This window comes from Propionivibrio sp., from assembly GCF_047602565.1.
Lineage (GTDB): Bacteria > Pseudomonadota > Gammaproteobacteria > Burkholderiales > Rhodocyclaceae > Propionivibrio.
Window position 1 is genome coordinate 1,418,784 of record NZ_JASGGX010000001.1, and the last position, 25,662, is coordinate 1,444,445.

Annotated in this window: 17 protein-coding genes; 15 read left to right on the forward strand and 2 right to left on the reverse strand. The window is 69.2% G+C overall.

The window, feature by feature from the left end:
• Nucleotides 1-14 precede the first annotated feature (14 nt).
• Entirely contained in the window at nucleotides 15-1,361 is a 1,347-nt protein-coding gene (locus QM701_RS06540; protein ID WP_415166280.1) for a sigma-54-dependent transcriptional regulator, read from the reverse strand.
• Between the two features lie 7 nt (nucleotides 1,362-1,368).
• Entirely contained in the window at nucleotides 1,369-2,580 is a 1,212-nt protein-coding gene (locus QM701_RS06545) for a sensor histidine kinase (RefSeq protein WP_415166281.1), read from the reverse strand.
• Between the two features lie 89 nt (nucleotides 2,581-2,669).
• Between QM701_RS06545 and fliF the strand changes: the two genes are divergently transcribed.
• The 15 genes from fliF (at nucleotide 2,670) to QM701_RS06620 (ending at nucleotide 25,513) form a co-directional block, all read left to right on the forward strand.
• On the forward strand, nucleotides 2,670-4,391 hold the full coding sequence (gene fliF, locus QM701_RS06550; protein ID WP_415166282.1) for a flagellar basal-body MS-ring/collar protein FliF: 1,722 nt from the start codon (nucleotides 2,670-2,672) through the stop codon (nucleotides 4,389-4,391).
• A complete protein-coding gene (gene fliG / locus QM701_RS06555) occupies nucleotides 4,378-5,376 on the forward strand; it encodes a flagellar motor switch protein FliG (protein WP_415166283.1) in 999 nt (332 codons plus the stop codon). The genes fliF and fliG overlap by 14 nt, the downstream gene beginning before the upstream one ends.
• Nucleotides 5,377-5,389: 13 nt before the next feature.
• A complete protein-coding gene (locus QM701_RS06560) occupies nucleotides 5,390-6,073 on the forward strand; it encodes a flagellar assembly protein FliH (protein ID WP_415166284.1) in 684 nt (227 codons plus the stop codon).
• A 14-nt stretch (nucleotides 6,074-6,087) separates the two neighbouring features.
• Nucleotides 6,088-7,518, forward strand: coding sequence for a flagellar protein export ATPase FliI (gene fliI / locus QM701_RS06565; RefSeq protein ID WP_415166285.1), 1,431 nt, complete (start codon nucleotides 6,088-6,090; stop codon nucleotides 7,516-7,518).
• On the forward strand, nucleotides 7,515-7,958 hold the full coding sequence (fliJ, locus tag QM701_RS06570) for a flagellar export protein FliJ (protein ID WP_415166286.1): 444 nt from the start codon (nucleotides 7,515-7,517) through the stop codon (nucleotides 7,956-7,958). Before fliI ends, fliJ begins: the two co-directional genes overlap by 4 nt.
• A gap of 84 nt (nucleotides 7,959-8,042) precedes the next feature.
• Entirely contained in the window at nucleotides 8,043-9,047 is a 1,005-nt protein-coding gene (locus QM701_RS06575) for a flagellar hook-length control protein FliK (RefSeq protein ID WP_415166287.1), read from the forward strand.
• A gap of 70 nt (nucleotides 9,048-9,117) precedes the next feature.
• Nucleotides 9,118-9,654 carry a flagellar basal body-associated protein FliL gene (gene fliL, locus QM701_RS06580; protein ID WP_415166288.1) on the forward strand — a complete coding sequence of 179 codons (537 nt, stop codon included), beginning with the start codon at nucleotides 9,118-9,120 and terminating at the stop codon, nucleotides 9,652-9,654.
• A gap of 3 nt (nucleotides 9,655-9,657) precedes the next feature.
• Nucleotides 9,658-10,656 carry a flagellar motor switch protein FliM gene (gene fliM, locus QM701_RS06585; protein WP_415166289.1) on the forward strand — a complete coding sequence of 333 codons (999 nt, stop codon included), beginning with the start codon at nucleotides 9,658-9,660 and terminating at the stop codon, nucleotides 10,654-10,656.
• A gap of 3 nt (nucleotides 10,657-10,659) precedes the next feature.
• Nucleotides 10,660-11,085 (forward strand): flagellar motor switch protein FliN, encoded by a 426-nt coding sequence (gene fliN, locus QM701_RS06590; RefSeq protein WP_415166290.1) that lies wholly within the window; start codon nucleotides 10,660-10,662, stop codon nucleotides 11,083-11,085.
• Between the two features lie 212 nt (nucleotides 11,086-11,297).
• Nucleotides 11,298-11,777, forward strand: a complete 480-nt coding sequence (fliO, locus tag QM701_RS06595; protein ID WP_415166291.1) for a flagellar biosynthetic protein FliO — start codon at nucleotides 11,298-11,300, stop codon at nucleotides 11,775-11,777.
• 94 nt (nucleotides 11,778-11,871) lie between these two features.
• Nucleotides 11,872-12,642, forward strand: a complete 771-nt coding sequence (gene fliP / locus QM701_RS06600) for a flagellar type III secretion system pore protein FliP (protein ID WP_415166292.1) — start codon at nucleotides 11,872-11,874, stop codon at nucleotides 12,640-12,642.
• A complete protein-coding gene (gene fliQ, locus QM701_RS06605) occupies nucleotides 12,639-12,908 on the forward strand; it encodes a flagellar biosynthesis protein FliQ (RefSeq protein ID WP_415166293.1) in 270 nt (89 codons plus the stop codon). The genes fliP and fliQ overlap by 4 nt, the downstream gene beginning before the upstream one ends.
• A gap of 6 nt (nucleotides 12,909-12,914) precedes the next feature.
• Nucleotides 12,915-13,700, forward strand: coding sequence for a flagellar biosynthetic protein FliR (fliR, locus tag QM701_RS06610; RefSeq protein ID WP_415166294.1), 786 nt, complete (start codon nucleotides 12,915-12,917; stop codon nucleotides 13,698-13,700).
• Nucleotides 13,701-14,055: 355 nt separating this feature from the next.
• Complete coding sequence (locus tag QM701_RS06615) at nucleotides 14,056-15,804, forward strand: ShlB/FhaC/HecB family hemolysin secretion/activation protein (protein WP_415166295.1); 1,749 nt, start codon at nucleotides 14,056-14,058, stop codon at nucleotides 15,802-15,804.
• A gap of 19 nt (nucleotides 15,805-15,823) precedes the next feature.
• Nucleotides 15,824-25,513, forward strand: a complete 9,690-nt coding sequence (locus tag QM701_RS06620) for a hemagglutinin repeat-containing protein (protein WP_415166296.1) — start codon at nucleotides 15,824-15,826, stop codon at nucleotides 25,511-25,513.
• The last annotated feature ends 149 nt before the right edge of the window (nucleotides 25,514-25,662 follow it).

The following is a 25,662-nucleotide window of genomic DNA, read 5'->3' on the forward strand; positions in this document are numbered from 1 at the left end:
TCGAACATCCCATCCTACTCGCTGAACAATCCCGCCTCGCGGTACTGTTTGAGCTTGTGGCGCAAGGTTCGTTCCGACATGCCGAGACGTTCCCCGGCCAGCTTGCGCGAGCCGCCGACCGCGGCCAGGGTCTCCAGGATGTGTTCGCGTTCGAGATCGCGCATGTTGTCGGTCCTCGGCGCCTCAGCCGAAACGAACGCCGCGGGGCTCGCCGCCACGGCCCGGGCGATCGGCGGCACCGCCAGATGCAGCGCCCCGGCCTCGACGGTGTCGCCGGCGGCCAGGATCACCGCGCGCTGCATCACGTTCTCCAGCTCGCGCACGTTGCCCGGCCAGGCGTGGCGGCGCAGCGCCTCCTCGGCCGACGGCGCCAGGCGCAGGCCGCTGCGGCCCGCGCGCCCGCCATGCTCGGCCAGGAAGCGCGTGGCCAGCGGCACGATGTCGTCGGGCCGCTGGCGCAGCGCCGGGATCAGCAGCGGGAAGACGTTCAGCCGGTAATACACGTCCTCGCGCAGCACGCCCTTGGCCACGGCTTCGGCCATGTCGCGGTTGGAGGTGGCGATCAGACGGATGTCCAGCGCCACCGGCTTCTTGCCGCCGACCCGCTCCACCTCGCGCTCCTGCAGCACGCGCAGCAGCTTGGCCTGCAGGGCGAGCGGCATCTCGGTCACTTCGTCGAGCAGCAGGGTGCCGTCCTGCGCCTGCTCGAACTTGCCGGCCTGCGCCTGCTGCGCGCCGGTGAAGGCGCCCTTCTCGTAGCCGAACAGCGTGGCTTCGAGCAGGCTGTCCGGGATGGCCGCGCAGTTGATAGCGACGAACGGGCCGTCGCGCCGGGCCGAATGGTTGTGGATGTAGCGCGCGACGACTTCCTTGCCGACGCCGCTCTCGCCGGTCAGCAGCACCGTGGTGTCGGTCTGCGCGACGCGGGCGGCCAGGGCGAACAGGTTGCGGCTGGCCGGATCGCTGGCCACCACGCGCTCGTCGTCGAGCGAATCCGGCAGCCGGTAGCGCGCCACGTGTTCGAGCAGCGCGCGCGGCTCGAACGGCTTGAGCAGAAAGTCGCAGGCCCCGGAACGCATCGCCTCGACCGCGCGGTCCACGTCGGCGTAGGCGGTCATCAGCACCACCGGCAGATGCGCGTGGCGGCCGCGGATCTCTTTCAACAGGGTGATGCCGTCCATCGGCATCATGCGCACGTCGCTGACCACCAGCGACACCGGCTGCGCCTCCAGCAGGCGCAGCGCCTCCGCGCCGCCCGGCGCCGACACCGCCGCCTGTCCGGCCAGTTCGAGCGTGTCGCAGACCGCCTCGCGCAGATTGGGGTCGTCCTCGACGACCAGTACGGGTAATCCTTGTGCCATGGCGTGATTATCGGACGTTTTCGTCCATTCCGGCGCCAACCGGCAGCGTCATCACGAATTCCGAGCCCGTGCCCGGCTTCGAGCTGACCCCGATCGAGCCGCCGTGCGCCCGCGCCACGCCGAGCGCGATCGCGAGGCCCAAGCCGGTGCCCTGCCCACGCGTGGTGAAGAACGGCTCGAAGATGCGGGCCTGCGTCTCCGGCGCCATGCCGATGCCGGTGTCGCGCACGCCGATGCGCACCTGCCGGCCCTCGACGTCGGCCCGCACGGCGATTTCCTGGTCCGCGCCGTCGCCGCCTTCGCAGGCCTGCAGCGCGTTCTCCAGCAGGTTGAGCAGCGCGCCGCCGAGCGCCTTGCGGCTGCCGGTCAGGATGGCGTCGCCGACGTCCGCCGCTACCCGCAGCGCGACGCCCTTTTGCCGACACAACGGCTCGACCGTCTGCACCGCCTCGGCGACCAGCGCGGCCACCGGCACCACGTCGCGGCCGAGGCTCTCCCCGCGCGTGAACAGCAGCACGTCCTGGATCAGGCGTTCGAGCCGCTTCAACTGTTCGGCGGCCTTGCCGGCGAAGCGCACCCGCGCCGCGTCCGCCAGCTCCGGCTGCGCCAGGTTGGCGCTGTACAGCAGCGCGGTGGCCAGCGGCGTGCGCAGCTGGTGCGCCAGCGAGGCGGCCATCTCGCCCATCGCCGCCAGCCGCTGGTTGCGTTCCAAGTTGGCCTTCAGCTCGTGCGCGGCGGTGATGTCGTGGATCAGCAGCAGGCGCCCGCCCGCCGAATCGAGCGGGCTTTCGGCGATCGCCACGCGGCGCGCGTCGAGCTGCCACTCGTCGGGCGCGTCGGTCGGCGACAGGCGGCTGCCGGCCAGCGCCGCCCAGTCGCCGCCGGCCAGCGCCTCGCCGAACATGCGCTGCGCCGCCGGGTTGGCCTCGCCGACCGTGGCCGCGCTGTCGAGCACCACCACCCCGGCCGGCAGGGCGTCGAGCAGCAGCGACAGGCGTTCGGACAGCGCCTCCTTTTCCTGGTACTGCCGGCGCAGTTCGCCGTTGGCCACCGCCAGCTCGGCCGTCAGCGATTCCACGCGGCGCTGCAGGGCCTCGTAGGCCTGCGTCAACTCCAGCGAAACCTGGTTGAAAACGTCGAAGGCGCGCTGCAGTTCCTGCGCCTTGGTTTCAGGTGGCTGCGTTTGCGCCGCATCGCCCATTTCGTTGGAAAATCCCATGCAATAAACAGCTACAATAGTAAGATAATTCTTAGCAAATAGCGCCTTTTGCTTGATTACTCTCAGAGTTTTGACCCACTATTGCACGCATGGCGGCGACCGGAACCGAATCCCCCTCTGCAGCGGCCACTGGCAATCCGCTGGACCGCGTGCGCCAGGCGCTCGGGCAACTGACCAACCAGCAGAAGATCCTGCTGATGGTGGCGATCGCCGCGCTGGTCGCCCTGCTCGTCGCCAGCAGCACCTGGCTCAAGCAATCCGACTACCGGGTCCTGTTCTCGAACGTTTCTGAACGCGACGGCGGCGCCATCATCGCGGCGCTCGACCAGATGAACGTGCCGTACAAGTTCAACGACAGCGGCAGCGCGATCCTCATTCCCGGCGGCCGGGTGCACGAAGTGCGCCTGCGCCTGGCCACGCAGGGGCTGCCCAAGGGCGGCAACGTCGGCTTCGAGCTGATGGAGAACCAGAAATTCGGCGTCAGCCAGTTCGCCGAGCAGGTCAATTACCAGCGCGGGCTGGAAGGCGAGCTGTCCCGCACCATCCAGTCGATCGGCGCGGTGCAGGCGGCGCGCGTGCACCTCGCCATTCCCAAGCCCACTGTCTTCGTGCGCGAGGAGCTCAAGCCGTCGGCCTCGGTGCTGCTCAACCTGTACGCCGGCCGCACGCTCGACGCGGCGCAGATCGCCGGCATCCAGAACCTGGTCGCCGCCAGCGTGCCGAACCTGGCGCCCGCCAGCGTCACGCTGATCGACCAGACCGGCGCCATGATCTCCCAGTTGAAGACGCGGCTGATGGAAGCCGGGCTCGATCCGGCGCAGCTCAAGTACGTCCGGGAGATCGAAGCCGCCGCGATCCAGCGGGTCGAGGACATCCTGTCGCCGATCCTCGGGCAGGGCAACTACCGCGTGCAGGTCGCCGCCGACATCGACTTCTCGCAGAGCGAACAGACCGCCGAGACGCACCGCCCGAACGCCGTGCCGCCCGAGATCAGCATCCGCAGCCAGCAGACCAGCGAATCGGCGAGCACCATGCCGTCGGCGCAGGGCGTGCCGGGCGCGCTCTCCAATCAGCCGCCGGTGCCGGCCACCGCGCCGCTGACCCAGCCGGCCGTGCCCGGCGCGGGCGCCCCGGCCGCGGCGGGTGCGCCAGTTCCCGGACAGATCAACGCTGCCGGGGTGCAGGCGCAGATTGCCAACGTCGGCCAGCCGATCAACACGCGCAAGGATTCGACGATCAATTACGAAGTCGACCGCACCATCCGCCACACCAAGCAATCGGTCGGCGCCATCCGGCGCCTGACGGCGGCGGTGGTGGTCAATCACCGCAAGGACGCCAAGGGCGCGGTCAAGCCGCTGGCCGAGCCCGAATTGCGGCAGATCAACGACCTGGTCAGGGAGGCCCTCGGCTTCAGCCAGGAACGCGGCGATTCCGTCTCGGTGGCCAACGCGGCGTTCACCGCCATCGACAAGGCCGAGGCCGAGCTGCCCGCGTGGAAGGACCCGGAAATGCTGGCGCTGGCCAAGGAAATCTTCAAGTACGGGCTGATCGCCGCGATCGCCCTCTACCTGCTGTTCAAGGTCATCCTGCCGCTCGTCCGCACCATGCTGCAGCCGCCGCCTCCCCCGCCGGCGCGCCAGCGCGTGGGCGGCAGCATCGACATCGTCGACGAGGAAGGCGAGGGACGGACGCCTTCGGCGGCCGAGGCGCTGGAGCAGAAGCTGGCGCAGGCCCGGGACATCGCGCAGCAGGACCCGAAGGCGGTCGCCAACATCATCAAGGACTGGACGAGCGCCAATGCCGGCGGATGACGGAATCGAAAAAAGCGCCATCCTGCTGATCGCATTGGGCGAGGACTATGCGTCCGAGGTGCTCAAGCACCTCGGCCCCAAGGAAGTGCAGAAGCTCGGCCACGCCATGGCGGCGCTGAAGACCGTGCCGCGCAACAAGGTGGAGTCCGTGCTGGCCGAATTCCACCAGACGGCGTCCGAAGCCGCCGCGGTGCACATCGATACCGAAGCCTACGTCCGCTCGGTGCTGACCAAGGCGCTGGGCGACGACAAGGCCGCCAACCTGATCTCGCGCATCCTGCAGGGCGGCGACACCAACGGCATCGAGGGGCTCAAGTGGCTGGACGCGCCGACCGTCGCCGAGCTGATCCGCAACGAGCACCCGCAGATCATCGCCACGATCCTCGTGCACCTGGAGAAGGACCACGCCAGCGACGTGCTCAACCACTTCACCGAGCGCCTGCGCAACGACGTCGTGCTGCGCATCGCCACGCTGGAGGGCATCCAGCCGGAGGCGTTGAAGGAGCTCAACGACGTCATGCTGCGCCTGCTCTCCGGCTCGGCCAACATCAAGAAGTCGGCGATGGGCGGCGTGCGCACGGTGGCCGAGATCCTGAACTTCATGGGCTCGGCCAACGAGACCACGGTGATCGACTCGATCCGCGAGTACGACCCGGACCTGGCGCAGCGCATCCTCGACGAGATGTTCGTGTTCGAGAACCTGCTCGACCTCGACGACCGGGCGATCCAGCTGCTGCTGCGCGAAATCCAGTCGGATTCGCTGATCCTGGCGATGAAGGGCGCCTCGGAGCCGCTGCGCGAGAAGATCTTCAAGAACATGTCGCAGCGCGCGGCGGAAATGCTGCGCGAGGACCTGGAGTCGCGCGGCCCGGTGCGCGTTTCCGAAGTCGAGAACGAGCAGAAGGAAATCCTCAAGATCGTCCGCCGCCTGGCCGACGAAGGCCAGATCGTGCTCGGCGGCGCCGGCGGCGAAGAGATGATCTGACGACGCCGCAGCCATGATCGGTTTCATTCCCAAGGAAAAACTCACGGCCTACCAGCGCTGGGAACTGGCGGCCTTCGACGAGGAAGAGCAGGCCGCCGAGCCGCCGGCACAGGCCGGCGCGCACGCCGCGGAAACGCCGCCGCAGGCGGAGGCGCCCGAGGAACCGCCGCTCGTCCTGCCCACCGCCGCCGACATCGAGCGCATGCACAACGAGGCGCACGAGCAGGGCTACGCGGCAGGCTACACGGAAGGCCTGGCCGAGGCGCAGGACGTCAGCGCCCGGATGGCGGAAATCCTGGACAGCCTGCAGCAGGCCGCCGGGGGAATCGAACAGCACGTCGCCGAGCAATTGCTGGCGACCGCGCTGGAGATCGCCAACCAGGTGCTGCGCCAGAGCCTGCAGGTCAAGCCCGAACTGCTCCTGCCGGTGGTGCGCGAGGCGGTGGCCGCGCTGCAGCTCAGTTCCGGCCATCCGGCGCTGCTGGCGCATCCCGACGACGCCGCGCTGATCCGCGCGCACATGGGCGAGCATCTGGCGCACAACAACTGGCGGATCATCGAGGACCCCGCCCTGACGCGCGGCGGCTGCCGGGTCGAACTGGGCGCCAGCGAAGTTGACGCGACCCTGGAAACGCGCTGGAAGCGCGTCGTCGAAACCATCGGCGCCGGCCGCGACTGGCTCGGCGACAAGGCCTGAGGACGGCGGACGCCATGAGCGGCAGCACGCAGAACCGCTACCTCGACCGCTGGAACGCCTTTCTCGGCACCTGCCAGGAAACCGTCGCCCAGGCCACGCCGCTGCTGCCCAGCGGCCACCTGACGCGGATCAACGGGCTGGTCATGGAAGCCGCCGGCCTGAAGCTGCCGCTCGGCAGCTCGTGCCGGATCATTCCCGTCGGCGGCTCGCCGGTCGAGGCCGAAGTCGTCGGCTTCAACGGCGAGCGCCTGTTCCTGATGCCGTCGGAAGACGTCTACGGCCTGTCGCCGGGCGCCCGCGTCGTCGCCCTCGAAGCCCAGGCCGTGCGGCCCAAGGTCGGCCAGCCCGCGCCGGCCCGGCGCCGGGCCGTGGACCGGGCCAAGCTGCTGCCGGTCGGCGAATCGCTGCTCGGCCGGGTGATCGACGGCGCCGGCCGGCCGCTCGACCGCCACGGCCCGCTCGTGGCCGACACGCTGCGCCCCTTGCAGGGCCGGCCGGTCAACCCCATGTCGCGCGCGCCGATCGACCATTCGCTCGATGTCGGCATCCGCTGCATCAACGCCCTGCTCACCGTCGGGCGCGGCCAGCGCATGGGCCTGTTCGCCGGCTCGGGCGTCGGCAAGAGCGTGCTGCTCGGCATGATGGCGCGCTACACCGAGGCCGAGGTGATCGTCGTCGGCCTGATCGGCGAACGCGGCCGCGAGGTGAAGGAGTTCATCGAGCAGATCCTCGGCGAGGAAGGCCTGCGCCGCGCGGTGGTGGTGGCCGCGCCGGCCGACGTCAGCCCGCTGATGCGCATGCAGGGCGCGGCCTACGCCACGGCGATCGCCGAGCATTTCCGCGACCTGGGGCGCCACGTGCTGCTGATCATGGATTCGCTGACGCGCTACGCCATGGCCCAGCGCGAGATCGCCCTGGCCATCGGCGAGCCGCCGGTGACGCGCGGCTATCCGCCCTCGGTGTTCGCGCGCCTGCCGCAGCTCGTCGAGCGCGCCGGCAACGGCGCCGACGGCGGCGGCTCGATCACCGCCTTCTACACCGTGCTCGCCGAGGGCGACGACCAGCAGGACCCGATCGCCGACGCCGCCCGCGCCATCCTCGACGGGCACATCGTCCTGTCGCGCACGCTGGCCGACGCCGGGCACTATCCGGCGATCGACATCGAGCAATCGATTTCCCGCGCCATGGTCAACCTGATCACCCCCGGGCATCTCGAAAAAATCCGGCACTTCAAGCAGCTCTACTCGCGCTACCAGCGTTCGCGCGACCTGATCAGCGTCGGCGCCTACGCCGCCGGCTCCGATCCGCTGCTCGACCAGGCCATCAACTTCTACCCGTCGTTCGAGCGCTTTCTCCAGCAGACGCTCACCGAACGCTCCGGCTTCGACGACAGCGTCGGCGAGCTGGCGGGCCTGTTCGGCGATCCGCGCGGAGCGAAATCATGACCCGACCCTTTTCCCTGCAGACCGTGCTCGACCTGATGCAGGCCCGCACCGACGAGGCGACGCGCAACCTGGCCCGCCTGATCGCCAGCGAGAAGGATGCGAAGGCCCGGCTGGACATGCTGCTGGGCTACCGCGACGAATACGCCGGCCGCTTCCGCGAGGCGGCGCAGAACGGCCTGACGCAGCGCGAGTGGCAGAATTTCCAGCACTTCCTCGGCCGCCTCGACGACGCCATCGAGCAGCAGCGCGGCATCGTCGCCATGCAGGTGCGGAATACCGCCGCCGGCCAGCTGCAGTGGCAGCAGCAGCGGAAAAAGCTCAAGGCCTTCGACACGCTGTCGGAGCGGCATTTCGCCAGCGAAAGCGCGCGTGAGATGAAACGCGAGCAGAAACTCCAGGACGAGTTCGCCGCGCGGAGCAAGGATCGCCCAGAACGTTGAGCCGGGGCCGCGCCCGGCCCGCAATGGCACGGATATTGCTGAATCGCCGTCAGCGCCAACGCATACCGCTTTCGGAACGCAGCCATGCCCATCACCCTCGTATCGGCCTTGCCCAAATCAGCCCCCCTGCCCGCGCCGGACGCCGCCGCGGGGACGGAAAGCACGGATGCGGTCCAGGATTTCACCAGCCTGCTGCTCGGCCAGCTGGCCGCCCTCCGTCCCGACGCGGGATCGCTGCCGGGCGCGGCGCCCGCAGCGGAGGCCGACGACTCCGCCGGCGGCACGGACGATGCCAGCGCCGCCGGCGATCCGTCGGCCCTGCTGGCCGCGCTGGCGCAGGCGCCTTTCGAGCAGCGCAGCACGCTCGCGCCGGCTGCCGCGCCGGCGGGCAACGAGACGACGGCCATCGCGGCCCACGCCTCGCCCGCGGACGCCAGCCTGGCGGCGGCCGGCCGCACGGCGCCGGACGCTTCACAGACGCTGCCCGCCGACCGGCTGCCGGCCGCGGCAAGCGAGCCGGCGGCAAAATTTGCCGCGCTCCCGGAGACCACCGCCGCCGCGACTCAGGAACCCGCTGCGCTTCCGGCCGCGGCCGCCGCCGTGACGCCCGGCGCGCACGCCCGGCACGACGACGCGCCGACGCTCCCCGTCGCCACCTCATTGCACGACCGCGACTGGCACGACGACTTCGCGCAGAAAGTGACGTGGATCGCCACCAGCCACAAGCAGTCCGCCGAGCTGACGCTCAACCCGCCGTCGATGGGCAGCATCCAGATCTCGCTCAAGCTCGACAGCGACACGTCGACCGCCACCGCCACCTTCGTTTCGAGCAATGCCGAGGTCAGGGAAACCATCGAGACCGCCCTGCCCAGGCTGCGCGAAATGCTCGCCGGCGCGGGCATCCAGTTGGGGCAGGCGCAGGTCAGCGCGGAATCGTTCCGGCAGGCGCCCGGCAACGGCCAACAGCCGGGCGGAAGCGCATCCCCATCGGGAAACGATATGGCTATACTTGCGCCTGATTCGCTGGCGGCCGGCGGTGCCACGACGGTGGTCGGCGCCGGACGCGGCCTGGTCGATACGTTCGTCTGAACACCATCATCGGGGGGACGGCCAGGCGCGGCGGATAATACGAGAAGAACACGAGCGAGGTTTCTAGCATATGGCCAAGGAAGCAAAACCCGAAGCGGCGCCGGAAGCGGCGCCGCCGAGGAAAAGCAAGAAGCTGCTGATCATCATCGCCGCGACGCTGGTGGTGATCCTGGCGCTCGGCGCGGCGGGCGCGTTCTTCCTGATACGCAAGCACAACGCCGAGAACGCCGAGGAAGAGACGGCCGCCGAGACGACCAAGAGCAAGAAGAAGGGCGGCAAGGAAGTGCTGCCGGTCTATGTGGCCATGGATACCTTCACCGTCAACCTCGTTCCCGAATCGGGCGACCAGTTCGTGCAGCTGATCCTCTCGGTCGAGGTCGCCGACGCGCCGGCTGGCGAACGCATCAAGACCTACACGCCCAAGATCCGCAACAACGTGGTGATGCTGCTCTCCGCCAAGAAGGCGTCCGAGCTGCTGACCAAGGAGGGCAAGGAAAAGCTGGCCGGGGAAATCCGCGAGCAGATGAACCACGTGCTGGCCCCCGGCGCGAAGGAAGACGACGCGCCGGTCAAGGAAGTCCTGTTCACCTCGTTCATCATCCAGTAAGCGATGTCCACCGATTTTCTCTCCCAGGACGAAGTTGACGCACTGCTCAAGGGCGTCACCGGGGAATCGGACGAGCCGGCCGCCTCCGACGAAGGCCAGGACGGCATCCGTCCGTACAACCTGGGAACGCAGGAACGGATCGTGCGCGGGCGCATGCCGACGCTCGAACTGATCAACGAACGCTTCGCCCGCTACCTGCGCATCGGCCTGTTCAACTACATGCACCGCACCACGGAGATTTCCGTCGGGCCGATCCGGGTGCAGAAATACAGCGAGTTCATCCGCAACCTCGTCGTTCCGACCAACCTCAACCTGGTCGCCGCCAAGCCGCTGCGCGGGACCTCGCTGTTCGTCTTCGATCCGAACCTGGTGTTCCTGGTCGTCAACAACATGTTCGGCGGCGACGGCCGCTTCCATACGCGCGTCGAGGGGCGGGACTTCACGGGCACCGAGCAGCGCATCATCCAGGGCCTGCTGAACGTCGTGTTCACCGAGTATTCGCGCGCCTGGAAGCCGGTTTACGAGATTTCCTTCGAATACATCCGCTCGGAGATGAACTCGCAGTTCGCCAACATCGCGACGCCCTCCGAGATCGTCATCTCGACCACCTTCTCGCTCGAATTCGGCGGCACGGCGGCGGACATGCACCTGTGCTTCCCGTATTCGATGCTCGAACCGATCCGCGACCTGCTCTACAGCGCGATGCAGAGCGACCAGCTGTCCACCGACCAGCGCTGGATCATGATGCTGCGCAAGCAGCTCAAGGACGCCGAGGTCGAAATCGTCGCCACGCTCGGCACGACCACCATCACGCTCGGGGAAATCCTGAAGCTGGAGGCCGGCGACATCATTCCGGTCAGCATCCCCGACCAGATAACCGCCTGCGTCGACGACGTGCCCGTGATCGAATGCACCTACGGCCAGCAGGGCGGCCAGTACGCGCTCAAGATCAACCGCTTCATCACACACGAAGGCGACGAACCGGCGCCTCAGAGGAGTTAATCCATGGCCGACGCGACCGACGGCAAAGCCGCAGACGAAACCAGCATGGACGACGACTGGGCGGCCGCCATGGCCGAACAGGCGCAGAGCGAGGCCGCGGCGACCCAGGCGCGGCCGGCGCAAATCTTCCCGTCCTTCGGCGACGCGGCGGGCAAAGCGTCGATGATGAACGAGCTGGACATGATCCTGGACATCCCGGTCCAGATCTCCGTCGAACTCGGCCGCGCCAAGATCACCATCAAGAACCTCCTGCAGCTCGCGCACGGCTCGGTGGTCGAGCTCGACGCCATGGCCGGCGAGCCGATGAGCGTGTTCGTCAACGGCACGCTGATCGCCCAGGGCGAAGTGGTGGTGGTCAACGACAAGTTCGGCATCCGCCTGACCGACATCATCACGCCCTCCGAGCGCATGCGGAAGCTCGGCCGCTGACGCGGCCGGCGGCCGCATGAATGCCTGTGGAATCCACGGGCGACGCCAAAGTATCCGTGCCGTCATTCCGGCTCAAGCCGGAATCCAGTTTCTCGGGGCACGCACCGGGTCCCGGCTTGCGCCGGGACGACGAGGTTTCCCGTTCAGGCGGCTTGGATTAAGATAGCGGGCGGTCTTCACCCGCCTTCCATCCATCGCCGACGAGCCGCCAATTGCCTCATCCCCCGCTGCACTCCCTGACCCGCCATGCCCGCTTGCCGGGCGCCCTCCGGACGGGCGGGCCGCTTCTCCTGGCGCTGATCCCGCCGGGGCTGGCCGCCGCCCAGACCGGCGCCGGCGCGATCCCCGAAACGCCCGCCCTGCCCGGCGGCGCGATGCTGCAGATGCTGTTCGGCCTGGCGCTGATCATCGGCGTGCTGTTCCTCGGCGCCTACCTGCTGCGCCGGCTCAACGGCGGCAGGGCGTTCGGCCACACCGGCCCCCTGCGCGTCGTCGGCGGGCTGATGCTCAGCCCGCGCGAGCGCATCGTGCTCGTCGAGGTCGGCGAGACCTGGCTGGTGGTGGGCATCGTCCCCGGCCAGATCAAGACGCTGCACACCCTGCCCAAGGGCGAGCTGCCGGCCGGCAAGGACGCGGAGAACCGCTTCGGGGCCTGGCTCAAACACGTGGCCGAGCGCAAGAATGGCAACTAGGGAAGCACCGATTTCTTCGTCGCCCTGGCGCAGGCCGGGGGCCGGTGCGTCGGTTCGCCTGGATTCCGGCTTTCGCCGGAATGGCGCATGGGGAATGGTTCAGCGCCTCCTCAGGCTCGCGCGCCGGCTGCCGCCGCTCATCGCCGTGCTCGCCCTGCTGGCGCCGCTGGCCGCGCTGGCGCAGACGGGCGGCTTGCCGGCGCTGACCAGCACGCCGGGCGCGGGCGGCAGCCAGACCTACACGCTGTCGATCCAGACGCTGATCACGCTCACCGCGCTGACCTTCATCCCGGCGGGCCTGCTGATGATGACCAGCTTCACGCGCGTCATCATCGTGCTGTCGATCCTGCGCCACGCGCTCGGCACGCAGACCTCCCCGCCCAACCAGGTGCTGGTCGGGCTGGCGCTGTTCCTCACCTTCTTCATCATGTCGCCGGTGCTGGAACGCATCTACACCGACGCCTACGTGCCCCTGTCCGAGAACCGGATCGCCTTCGCCGAGGCGGTCGACCGCGGCGCCGTGCCGCTGCGCGGGTTCATGCTCAAGCAGACCCGCGAGGCGGACCTCGGCCTGTTCGCGCGCCTGGCCAACGCCCCGCGCATCGCCTCGCCCGACGACGTCCCGATGCGCGTGCTCATTCCGGCGTTCGTCGCCAGCGAGCTGAAAACGGCCTTCCAGATCGGCTTCATCATCTTCATCCCGTTCCTGATCATCGACATGGTGGTGGCCAGCGTGCTCATGTCGATGGGCATGATGATGATGTCGCCCGTAATGGTGTCCCTGCCCTTCAAGCTGATGCTCTTCGTGCTGGTCGACGGCTGGCACCTGATGCTCGGCTCCCTGGTGATGAGCTTCGCCACATGACACCCGAAACCGTCATGGCCCTCGGCCGCCAGGCGATCGAAGTGGCCCTGCTGCTGTCCGGCCCGCTGCTGCTGACGGCGCTGGTCGCCGGGCTGATCGTCAGCATCTTCCAGGCCGCGACGCAGATCAACGAGGCCACGCTGTCGTTCATCCCGAAGCTGGTCGGCACCTTCCTGGTGCTGAGCCTGGCCGGCCCCTGGATGCTGCAGCTGTTCGTCGACTACATCCGCCAGCTTTTCGAGAAGATCCCGCAGCTGATCGGCTGATCGCGCATGCTCACCTTCACCTCGGCCGAGCTCGACGCGCTGATCGCGGCCTTCGTCTTTCCCCTGGCGCGCGTGCTCGCGCTGCTCGCCGCCGCGCCGCCGTACAACAACGACGCGCTGCCGGTGCGGGCGCGCCTGATCCTGGGTCTGGCCATCACCCTGGCGATCGCGCCGGCCATCGGCGCGGCAGGAACGCCGCCGGGCGTCGCCCCGGCCTCGGGCGCCGGGCTGCTGATCCTGGCCGAGCAGATGCTGATCGGCTACGCGATGGGCTTTTCCATGCGCCTGGTGTTCAGCGCGGTCGACCTGGCCGGCAACGTGTTCAGCACCCAGATGGGCCTCGGCTTCGCCACCAGCTACGATCCGACCAGCACCTCGCAGACCGCGGTCGTGTCGGAAATGATCGGCCTCCTGGCGCTGCTCATGTTCATGGGCATCGACGGCCACCTGATGGTCCTGTTGACCCTGGCGCAGAGCTTCCAGGCCCTGCCGGTCGGCACGCTGCCGGGCAGCGCCTCGTGGGCCAACATCGCCAACGCCGGCGCGATCGTCTTTTCGGGCGGCCTGCTGCTGGCCCTGCCGATCATCGTCGCGCTGCTCATCACCAACACCGCCCTCGGCGTCCTCGGGCGCGTGTCGCCGCAGCTCAACCTGATCGTCATCGGCTTTCCGGTGACCATCACCCTCGGCTTCGCCGCCCTCTACGTCTGCCTGCCCTACCTCATCCAGCCGCTGATGCAGCTGTTCGAGACCGGCCTGCGCTCGATGCTCGGGAATTTCGTCGCGCGGTGAATCATTTCGGGCGGCTGGCCGATTGAAGCGATGAGCCGGCAGGATCGGGAAGGGTACCCGGCCAAGTAGTCCGCCGATCGCGCCGAGCCAGTCCGGATTTCCTCCGGCGCGCCTGGCGGCCGTCATTTCATTGTCTTGGGAACAAGCCGCCGGCCCTGCCGGGCCGAGCGCGCCGGCCGGTCCGCATTCCGCGCTTGCGCGCTCCATATCCGAATTTTCGGTCCATTCGCCGACGACGGGGCCGAAGTCATATTCTTCGTGAGTAGTGAGTATTAGTTCTCATATCTCCCACGCATCCCGTGGCATAATCCTGCGCCATATTTTTTCCGGATGACGGCAGGTTGGGGTGCTGAACATGACGCGCGCAAACAATGACAAGAACAAGCGGCCGCCACGACAACGCCGCACGGGACGGACCGGCCGCCTGCTCCGGCTGCTCATTTCCCTCCTGTTCCCGTGCCTGGCCGCATCGGCCGTCGCGGCGACGCCGGAAGAAGCGGCGGCACAGGAAATCCAGCGCCAGCAGGAGCGCGAGCGCGCGCTGCGGGAGCAACTGGAACGCCGCCCCGACGTCCGCCTGCCGGCGGGCGAAGCGCCGGCCGCCGAACGTCTGCCCGAGCACGAAACCCCCTGCTTTCCGATTCACGAAATCCGCCTCGACGATGCTTCCGGCCGGTTCGCCTGGGCGCGCGAGGCGGCCGACCTGCCCGGCGATCCGGCGACGGGGCGCTGCCTCGGCAGCGGCGGCATCAGCCAGGTCATGGCCCGCCTCCAGAACGCCATCGTCGCGCGCGGCTACGTCACCACGCGCGTCCTCGCCGAACCGCAGGACCTCACCACCGGCGTGCTCACGCTCAAGATCCTTCCCGGCCGCATCCGCGCCATCCGCTTCTCCGCCGACAGCGACCCCCGCGCCACCGCCTGGAACGCCGTTCCCGCCGCGCCGGGCGACCTGCTCAACCTGCGCGACATCGAGCAGGCCCTGGAAAACTGGAAGCGCGTCCCCACCGTCGAGGCCGATATCCGCATCGAGCCGGCCGAAGCGCTCGGCGAAAGCGACCTCGTCGTCACCTGGAAGCAGGCCTTCCCCCTGCGCCTGACGCTCTCGGCCAACGACGGCGGCTCGGAGACGACCGGCAAGTACCAGGGCAGCGTCACCGTCTCCGGCGACCATCTGCTGGCGGCGAGCGACCTCTTCTACGCCACCTACAACAACGACCTCGGCGGCGGCCGTTCCGGCGACCGCGGCACGCGCGGGACCACCCTGCACTACTCCGTCCCCTTCGGCTACTGGACGCTCGGCGCCACCGGCAGCGACAACCGCTATCACCAGAGCGTCGCCGGCGCCAGCCAGGACTACGTCTACAGCGGCACCAGCAGCACCCTCGAAGCCCGGCTTGCGCGCCTCGTCTACCGGGACGCGGCGAACAAGAGCACGGTTTACCTGCGCGGCTACCTCACCCGCTCGCGGAACTTCATCGACGACACCGAAGTGGCCGTCCAGCGCCGGCGCATGGCCGGTTGGGAAGCCGGCGCCGAACACCGCGCCTTCTTCGCCGACGCCACGCTCGACCTCGACCTCGCCTACCGGCGCGGCACCGGCGCCTTCGCCGCGCTCGAAGCGCCGGAAGAGCCCTTCGGCGAAGGTACCGCCCGGCCGCAGCTCGTCACCGCCGAGGCGGCGCTCGCGCTGCCCTTCGAACTGCTCGGCCAGCGCCTGCGCTACAACGGCCGCTGGCGCGCGCAGTGGAACCGCACCCCGCTGGTGCCGCAGGACCGCTTCTCGATCGGCGGGCGCTACACCGTGCGCGGCTTCGACGGCGAAAGCGTGCTGATGGCCGAACGCGGCTTCCTGATCCGCAACGACCTGTCGCTGCCGTTCGGCGGCGGGCAGGAACTCTACCTCGGCCTCGACCACGGCCGGGTCGGCGGCCGGTCCGCCGACCTGCTGGTCGGACGCAGCCTCACCGGCGCCGTCCTCGGCCTGCGCGGCGCCTGGCAGCGGCTCTCCTACGACGCCTTCGCCGGCCGTCCCGTCGGCAAGCCGGCGCACTTCCAGACCGACCGCGTCACCGCCGGCTTCAACCTCACCCTTTCTTTCTGAAATACCTCCGGAGAACGCCATGAACCGAGATTTTTACCGTCATGTATTCAACGAGAAGCGCGGGCAGGTGATGGCGGTGGCGGAGAGCGCGGTGGGGGATGGCAAGGGGACGGGGGCGGCCGGGCGGCATGGGGCGGGGACGGCACGCTGGGCGCGGCTGCGGCGGCTCGGGTTCTGCCTCCTGGTGGCCTTCGGCGGGGCGGCGGTGCTGCCGGCGGCGGCCCAGGTCGTCGCCTACAAGGCCGCCCCGGCCGCGCAGCAGGCGACGATCCTGTCGGCCGGCAACGGCGTGCCGCTCATCAACATCCAGACCCCGAGCGCGGCGGGCGTCTCGCACAACACCTATGGCCAGTTCGACGTCGGCGCCGCCGGCGCCATCCTCAACAATTCCAGGAACAACGTCGCCACCCAGCTCGGCGGCTGGGTCCAGGGCAACCCCTGGCTCGCCCGCGGCACCGCCCGCGTCATCCTCAACGAAGTCGTGTCCAGCACCCCCAGCCTGCTCGGCGGCTATATCGAAGTGGCCGGCGACCGCGCCCAGGTCGTCGTCGCCAACCCGGCCGGCGTCACCTGCGCGGGCTGCGGCTTCCTCAACGCCCACCGCGCCACGCTCACCACCGGCACCCCGCTCCTCTCCGCCGGTACCCTCGACGGCTACCGCGTCGAGGGCGGCACGCTGCGCATCGACGGCGCCGGGCTGGACGCGCGCGGCGCGGACTATACCGACCTCATCGCCCGCGCCGTCGAACTCAACGCCGGCGTGTGGGCGCAGACCGTGAAAGTCACCACCGGCGCCAACCGGGTCGATGCCGCGCACACGCAGGCCGTGCCGATTTCCGGCGCCGGCCCGGCCCCGGCCTTCGCCCTCGACGTCGCCCCGCTCGGCGGCATGTACGCCGGCAAGATCGTCCTCGTCGGCACCGAGGCCGGCGTCGGCGTGCGCAACGCCGGCACGCTCGCCGCCTCGGCGGGGGAGGTGCTGGTCACGGCGGAGGGGCAACTGATCAACCGCGGCACCGTGGTGAGCGGCGAGTCCTCCCTGACCGTCGCCACCCGGGGCCTGGACAACACCGGCACGCTGGCGAGCGACGGCAATCTGACCGTGGCGAGCCGGGGCGACATCGACAACAGCGGCCTGCTGCACGCCGGGCGGGAACTGGTCCTTGCCACCGACGGGCAGCTCGCCAACCGCCAGGGCACGCTCGACGGCCAGCGCCTCGACCTGACGGCCGGCGTCTTCCGCAACGACGGCAGCGTGCGCCAGAGCGGCACGCAGGCGCTCGCCCTCACCGCCGCGCATCTCGACAACGCTGCGGCCGGGGTGATCGGCCACCTTGCCGCTCCCTCCGAGGCTGGCGGCGGTACGCCTTCGGGCGGGGCCGGGAGCGGGTCCGGCGCCGGGACCGAAACCGGCGCCCTCGCCGGCGTCCCCACCGCCAGCACGGCGGGCGGCACGCTCGCCGTGGACACCGCCGTCCCGCTCCCGCTCGCCGACGGACGCATCGCCGTGGGCACCCTGGCCAACACCGGCACCCTCGTGGCCAGCGGCACGTTCGCCCTCACCGCCACCAAGGCCCTGGACAACGCCGGCACGCTCACCCTTGACCGACTCACCGCCACGGGCACCGCCTTCCGCAACTCGGGCACCGTCACCGCCACGGATGCCGCCCTCGCCGCCGCCACCCTCGACAATCGCGGCGGCGCCCTCTCCGTGAGCGGCCGGCTCGCCGTCGCCGCATACGACCTGCTCAACGTCCGGGGCACCTTCGACTACGCCGGCGCCGACGCCCTGACTCTCACCCTCGCCGGCCGCTTCGACAACACCGAAGGACGCTTCGCCAGCAACGGCCACGGCCTGTCCCTGAGCGCCGACACCGTCGACAACACCGGTGGCGTCCTCACCCTGGCCGGCGACGGCATGCTGACGCTGACGAGCGGACAGCTCATCAACGCCGCCGGGACGATCCAGGGCCAGGGCGCGGTCACCGTGCACGCGGGCACGGTGAACAATGCGGCGGGGGTTCTTGGCGCCCAAGGCGCCCTGGTGGTCACGGCGGCCGGACTGGACAACACCGGCGGCCGCATTACGAGCGAGCAGGGCGGCATGCTCACGGTCGCCGGCGCGCTCGACAACCGGGGCGGCACGCTCGCCAGCGGCCAGGCGCTGACCATTCAGTCCGCCACGCTCGACAACCGGACCGGCGGCCGGATCGTCGCCAACGACGCGCTCGCCGTCACCACCACGACGGGGCGGCTGGACAACGCCGGGGGCACGCTCTCCGCAGCGAAGGCGCTGACGGTCACGGCGCAGGGCGACGTGGCCAACGCCGCCGGCCAGCTCGTCGCCGGCACCGACCTCACGCTGCGCTCCGAGGGCGCGCTCGACAACACAGCCGGCACGCTCGGGGCGGTCGCCGGGCGGCTCGACCTCAGCGCGGGCGGCGTCGTGACCAACACCAGCGGGCGGCTCGAAGCGGCCACGGACCTCGTCCTGGCGAGCCAGGGCCTCGGCAATGCCGGCGGCACCGTGCTCGGCAAAACGCTCACCGTCGACACCCACGGGCAGGCGCTCGACAACACCCAGGGCGTCCTCGCCGCCGAAACCACCCTGCAGATCGACAGCGGCGCCCTCACCAACACCGGCGGGCTGCTCCAGGCCGGCGGCGCCCTGACCCTCGATACCCACGGCCAGGCGCTGACCAACCGCGACACCCTGGGCGAGAACCTCGGCATTCGGGGACAAGGCGCGGTCACGCTCACGACCGGGGCAATGGACAACGCCGCCGGCCTCGTCAGCGCCGGCGACGCGCTCGCGCTCACCGCCACGACCCTGGACAACCGGAAGGGCCGCCTCGTCGCCCAAGCTGGCATGCGCCTGGACGCCACCGCCGCCCTCGACAACCGGGACGGCGACATCCAGACGGCCGGGGACCTTGTCGCCCAGGCCACCGGCCGGATCGACAATCGCGGCGGCCTGATCCGCGCCGCCCAGACCCTCGCCCTCTCGGCGGCCACGGTCGACAACGCCGGCACCCTGGACACCGGCCACGGCCTCGAAGGCGGCAGCGTCGGCATCGCGGCCGGCACGCTCGCCAACGCCGGCGGCGCCGTGCGTGCCAACACCGCGCTGACCGTCACCAGCGCCGGCACGCTCGACAATACCGGCGGCCTGATCAGTTCGCAGGGAACGCTCGCCCTCCTCGACGACAGCGCCGACCGCACGCTCGCCGTCACCAACACCGGCGGCACCTTCCTCGCTGGCAGCGCCCTTGCGTTGCGCGCCAAACGGCTCTCCGGCGACGGCAATGTCCTCTCGCACGGCGATCTGGCACTCGATCTCGTGGCCGACCTCCTCAACACGGGCGACATCACCGCCGCCCGCGACCTGCACCTGACCACGGCCGGCACGGTGACCAACCGCGGCACCGTCCAGGCCGGCGAGGCGCTTGCCCTGCAGGCGGCCGCGCTGGACAACGCCGCCACCGGCACGCTCGCCGGCGGTGCCCTCGACGTGCGCGTCACCGGCGCCCTGACCAACCGCGGCCTGATCGACGGCGGCGAAACCGTCATCACCGCCGGCACGCTCGACAACCTCGGCACCGGCCGCCTCTACGGCGACCACCTGGCGATTGCCGCCGGCACGCTGAACAACCTCGCCGAAGGCGGCACGGCGCCGGTGATCGCCGCGCGCGACCGCCTCGACCTGGGCGTGGGCTCCCTTGCCAACCGCGACGGCGCACTGATCTTCTCCGCCCAGGACCTGGCCATCGGCGGCGGCCTCGACGCCGACCGCCACGCCAGCGGGCAGGCCACCGCCATCGACAACGCCAGCGCCACCCTTGAAGCCCTGGGCCATCTGGTCCTCGACACGGCGAGCCTGACCAACCGCAAGACCGCCTTCGCCACCGCGACGGTGCCGGACACCGCGCCGCCCGCCGGCGCCGCCCCGCTCGACTACGCGCCCGGCCTGCAGTTCCATTGGCCGATCAAGGAATCGAGCGCCGCGATCTGGCGCGACTACGTCCGCGACCGCTACCTCAACATCCTCGTCAAACTCCTCGGCGGCGGTCCCGACGCCGTCCTGGTCGCCCTCTACAACCCGGCGCCGGCCGACCCGGACGCCCCGGCCCCGGACCCCGACGTGCCTCCCGTCACGCCCTCCGTGCGCGACGACTTCGTCAATGTCTGGGGCGACCTGGCCGGCTACGCCGGCCCGCTCGGCGGCGGCCTCGACGCCGCCACCCGCGCCCGCCTCGTGGCCGCCGTCAACGCCCAGGACCCGCAGACGCTGGCCGACTCCCGCCGCATCTGGCAGATCCTCCTCGACACCCTGGCCGCCGAACGCCCCGCCGCCCTCGGCCAGCTGACCGCCGCGCTGGCGGCGCAGGGCGTGGCCTCGACGGCCTACTGGCAGACCTGCCGGGACATCTACGACGACTGCAGCTACATCGACAACACGGCCGCCACGACCACCGCCAGGCGCGACGTGGTCACCGCCGATTCGCCGTCCGCGGTGATCCGCGCCGGCGGCGCCATGGCCATCGCCGCCACCGCCCTGGAGAACCGCTACAGCCTCATCCAGTCCGGCGGCGACATGGTGCTGACCGGCGCCACGCTGACCAACGTCGGCGCCGAACTCTACCGGGTGACCGACACCACCGCGACCACCCAGGACTGGCACTGGGTCAACAACGCGAAGGATTCGTGGACCTCCGCCTCCAGCACGCAGACCCTGATCGGCAGCGTGCCCGGCCAGATCGTCGCCGGCGGTACGCTCACCGGCAGCTTCACCGGGCGCATCGACAACGTGACCGTCCGGCAGAACGCCGCGCCGGTCGTCGGCGCCACCGGCAGCTCGCCCGGAACGGCCGGCGCGGGCGGCGTCGGCCAGGCTGCCGGCGGCGCCGGCGCGGCCGATGCCGCAACCTCCGCCGGGCAGGCCGCGCCGCGCGTCAGCCAGGTGACCGCGGCCGGCGGCGCCAGCGGCCCGTCCGCTGTGGTCGCCACGGCCGAGCCGACGCTGGCGCTCCCCGCCAACCGGCTGTACCACACCAATCCGGCCAGCACCGGCGGCTACCTCGTCGAGACCGACCCGCAGTTCGCCAGCTACCGGTCCTGGCTCTCTTCCGATTATCTGCTCCAGGCCCTGGGCCTCGATCCGGCGCTGACCCAGAAGCGCCTGGGCGATGGTTTCTACGAGCAGCGCCTGATCACCGAGCAGATCGCCCAGCTCACCGGCCGGCGCTTCCTCGCCGGCTACGCCAGCGACGAGGAGCAATACCGCGCCCTGATGGCCGCCGGTGCCACCGTCGCCCAGGCCTGGCACCTCATCCCCGGCGTGGCGCTCTCCGAGGCGCAGATGGCCCAGCTCACCACCGACATCGTCTGGCTGGTCGAGAAGACCGTCACCCTCGCCGACGGCAGCACCCAGCGCGTGCTCGTGCCGCAGGTCTATGCCCGCGTGCGCGCGAACGATCTCGACTCCTCCGGCGCGCTGATCGCCGCCGAGAACCTCCAGCTCCAGACCGCCGGCGATCTCACCACCAGCGGCACGATCGCCGGCCGCCAGACCGTGGTGCTCACCGCCGGGAACATCGCCGTGCAGCGCGGCGCCGTGGCCGGGCGCGACGTGGCCCTGCAGGCCGCCACCGATCTTGCCGTGCTCGGCGGCACGGTCGAAGCCGAGCGTACCCTGATCGCCACCGCCGGCCGCGATCTCACCGTGGCGAGCAGCACCGTCGACCGGACGTACGCCCCCAGCGAAGGCCGGGCCGTGCACGCCGCCGTGCAGACCACGGTGATCGACCGCGTGGCCGGCCTCTACGTCACCGGCGAGGGCGGCACCCTGGTCGCCGCTGCCGGCCGCGACCTGTCCTTGCTCGCCGCGGCCGTGGCCAACGCCGCCTCAGCCGACTCGGGCGGCGCCACCCTCCTCTCCGCCGGCCGCGACCTCACCCTCGGCACCGTCACCGAAACCAGCGCAGCGTCCACCTCCAGCAAGGGCAACCGCTGGCGCCAGGACACGCGCACCGAGGTCGGCAGCACGCTCGCCGCGGCCGGCGACCTGACGCTGGCCGCCGGCAACGATCTCACTGCCCGCGCCGCTTCCGTCGTCGCCGGCGGCGCGCTCGCCGCCTCGGCCGGGCACGACCTCACCATCACCACCGGCGAGGCCGCCCTGTCCTCCGAAGCCTGGAGCAAGAGCAGCAAGAGCGGTTTCTTCGCCAAGCGCTCCAAGGAACGCCTCGACACCCTCGACGAAACCACCGCGATCGCCAGCACCTTCTCCGGCAACACCGTGGCGCTCGCCGCCGGCAACGACCTCACCGTCAGGGGCAGTTCTGTCACCGCCGCGCACGACCTGGCCGCCACCGCCGGCCGCGATCTCATCCTCGACACCGCCCAGGACACCTCCCGCGAGACGCATTTCTACAAGGAGAAATCCTCCGGCCTCAGCGTTTCCTACGGCGGGATTTCCTACGGCAAGAGCGCGCTCAAGCAGAACGCCGACGTGGACACTGTCACCCAGGTCACCAGCACTCTCTCGGGCGAGAACGTCACCCTCGTCTCGGGCCGCGACACGGTGATCCGCGCCGCCGGCGTGCTGGCCGACAACGACCTCACCGTCCTGGCCGGCCGCAACATCGATATCCTGGCCGCCGCCAACACCCAGGACGTCGAGACGCACACCCAGAGTTCGTCGAACAGCATCGGCCTCACTCCCAACGCCTACGGCCGCTGGACGCTCTACGGCAAGAGTGCCGGCAGCCAGGACGCCGACGAGCACGTCGTCAGCCAGAGTACCAGCCTGCTCTCGGCCAACACCGGCGACCTCACCCTGCGCGCCGGCCTGGACAGCCAGTACAAGGGCACCGGCCAGGGCAATCTCCTGACGCAAGGCGCCGACCTGCTCGCGGGCGATGCCCTGACGCTCTCCGGCAACGCCGTCGCCCTGCTGCCCGCGACCGACGAAACGTCCAGCCACAGCCTGACCCAGAGCAAGAGCCTCACCGTCGGCGCCCGGCTGGCCGGGCCGATCGGCGAGATCATCGACACCCTCGGCCAGATGGCCGAGCGCGCCACCCACACCGACAACAACCGCCTGGAAGGCGCGCTGGCCTTGAAGGCCGGCTACGATGCCTGGAAGCTCTATGAGAACGGCGGCAAACTGGCGAGCGACGCCACCCAGGCGGCCAGCGACAACGTGGTCAGCAACAGCGGCGGCGCAGTCGTCGGCGCCAATGCTCAGGTATCCCCCGGCATCGGCGTCCAGGTCTATGTCGGCAGCAGCAAGAGCAAATCGGAATCCTCGTCCCACACCGCCACCGTCACCGGCACCAATCTGCAGGCGAAGACGATCAACATCACGGCGACAGAGACCGACCTCACGCTGGTCGGCGCCAAGCTGCAGGCCGAGGACATCGCCCTCTCGGCCCAACGCGACATTCTCCTCGCCGCCGCCGCCAATACCGGCGAACTCGCCAACAAATCGAGCGGCAGCAGCGCCGGCTTTGGCGTCACCGTGGCCTTCGGCGGCCAGCAGAACGGGCTCTCCTTCCAGATCAACGCCAGCCAGATAAAGGGCACGGCCAACGGCTCGGAGACCGTCTACGACAACACCCTGATCACCGCCAGCGATTCGCTCTCCGTCAAGAGCGGCCGGGATACCACCCTGAAGGGGGCGCAGCTCGCCGGCGAGTCGGTGCTTCTCGACGTGGGCGGCAACCTGCTGATCGAGACCTTGCAGGACAGCAGCGTCTACCACAGTAAGCAATCGAGTTCGGGCTTCAACCTCTCCATCTGCTGGTTCTTCTGCGCCGGTACGCCGGTCACCGGCAGCGTGGGCGCGAGCAAGCAGGAGATCAAGCACAACTACCTGTCCGCCGTCGGCCAGAGCGGCATCGCTGCCGGCGACGGCGGCTTCGACATTACGGTCAAGGGGCATACCGACCTCGTCGGCGCGGCGATCACCAGCACGGCGGAGACGGAGAAGAACCAGCTCACCACCGCCAGCCTCACCAGCCGGGACCTGGAGAACGCGCAGACGACAAAGTCTTCGAGCAGCAGCGTGAGCTTGTCCTACAGCGGCGGTAGCGCCCTCTCGACGCTCGCCTCCAACACGACGTCCAATCTCCTCGCCAACCTCTCCGGCAACGCCGCAATGCCGAAGAACCAGAACGAGACGAGCACGACCCAGAGCGTGATCAGCCCGGCCAACGTCACGATCACCGGTTCGGGCAATGCGGAGACTGAGGCCAGGAGCCAGACCATCGCCGACGAGCTCATGGCCCGCGATCCGGCCACCGCCAACGGCAGCCTGACCAACTCCCTTTCCCTGCAGCAGGCCCAAGTCCTCGAACAGAAGATCCAGAAGCAGAAGGAGAACCAGGAGGCCGGACAGCTCGTCGGGGCGGTGCTCTCGGGCCTGGTCGGGGATTATGCGCAGAAACAGGCGGCCGAACTGCGTGCCCAGGGCAAGGAAGAGGAGGCCAGGCAATGGGAGGACGGCTCGGCGATGAAGATCGCTCTGCACGGTCTGGCCGGCGCCATCGCCGCCAAGGTCGGCGACGGCGGCCTCGCCGCCGGCGCGCTCGCCGGCATGACCCAGGAAGCGCTGGCGCCCATCGTCTCGAAGTACCTGACCGACCAGGGCATCGTCCCCGGCTCGGCCGAATACACCAGCCTGATGCAGCTCGGCGTGACGCTTGCCGGCACCGCCGTCGGGGCCGCCACCGGTGGCACCCAGGGCGCCGCCACGGGGGCTTCCACGGCCTACGTCGGGGTGACCAACAACTATCTAACACATGACCAGATCGACCAGAAGAAGAAAGAACTGGCCGCCTGCAAAAGTGCTGCAGATTGCAAAGTTGTCGAAGGCAAATGGAAGGCGATTGATCAGCAACAAACTGCCGAGGCGCTGGTCTGCTTGACCAACGGAAAGTGCAATTCCGTTATGATGTCCGCTGATACACTCAAGCAAATCCGCGATCAACTACAGCAAGACTGCGCCACATTTTGCTCTGCTGACGCACTTGCTTCGCTCAAGGAACTTAACGGCTACTTCCTACCCAACGGTGATATCAATCAGGATGCGTTACGTACAGGCCAGTTCGATCTGGGCCGATTTACGAAGGCGGGTATTAATCTAGCCGGATCAGTGGCGGGGGTCGGTACGGGAGCCATTTTGACAACAGCGGGCGGAGCGATAGTTCTGGCACCGGACCCGACTGGCATATCCAAACCGGCCGGCGTACTTACTACTACGACAGGCATCGCGACATTAGCTGATTCCGGTTATGGGATTTATTCGAGTCTGGTCAACCTGTATCGAGCGACACAAGGAAGCGCGGTCTACCTCCCCGACAGCGGCACCGGTTGGCTGGCCAACTGGCTGGCGCCGGGCAATCAAACAGCGCAGGATATCGCACAGATCGCCTCGCTTGGGCTCGCCTTTGCGTCGGGACGCATGTACGTGGGGACGACACTAACGCATGGCGACAGCTTGCTCGCTCAATATATGCCGGCCACCATCGATGGCATGTTGAACTCCTCAGCCGCAGCGCCATCAGGAGCATTCAAGTTTGCATTGATTCCTAATACGAATTCCGGGACGTCGATGGCGTCTTGGTTCCTTGATCGAACACAAAGGTTGCAATTATTTAACAGTTATTATGATTCAGTCCAACGCATTGAAGGTTTACTCAAATAGTTGAGAGAAGGCTTAACAACATGTCCTTTAAATTATTTCAATTGTGTTTTGATTTTTTTGTCTATATTTTTTTTGCCATCGTGATTGGGCTTTGGTGGGTTCCTGACCTTATGAGAAGTAATGCAAATACATCGTTACTACTAGCGACA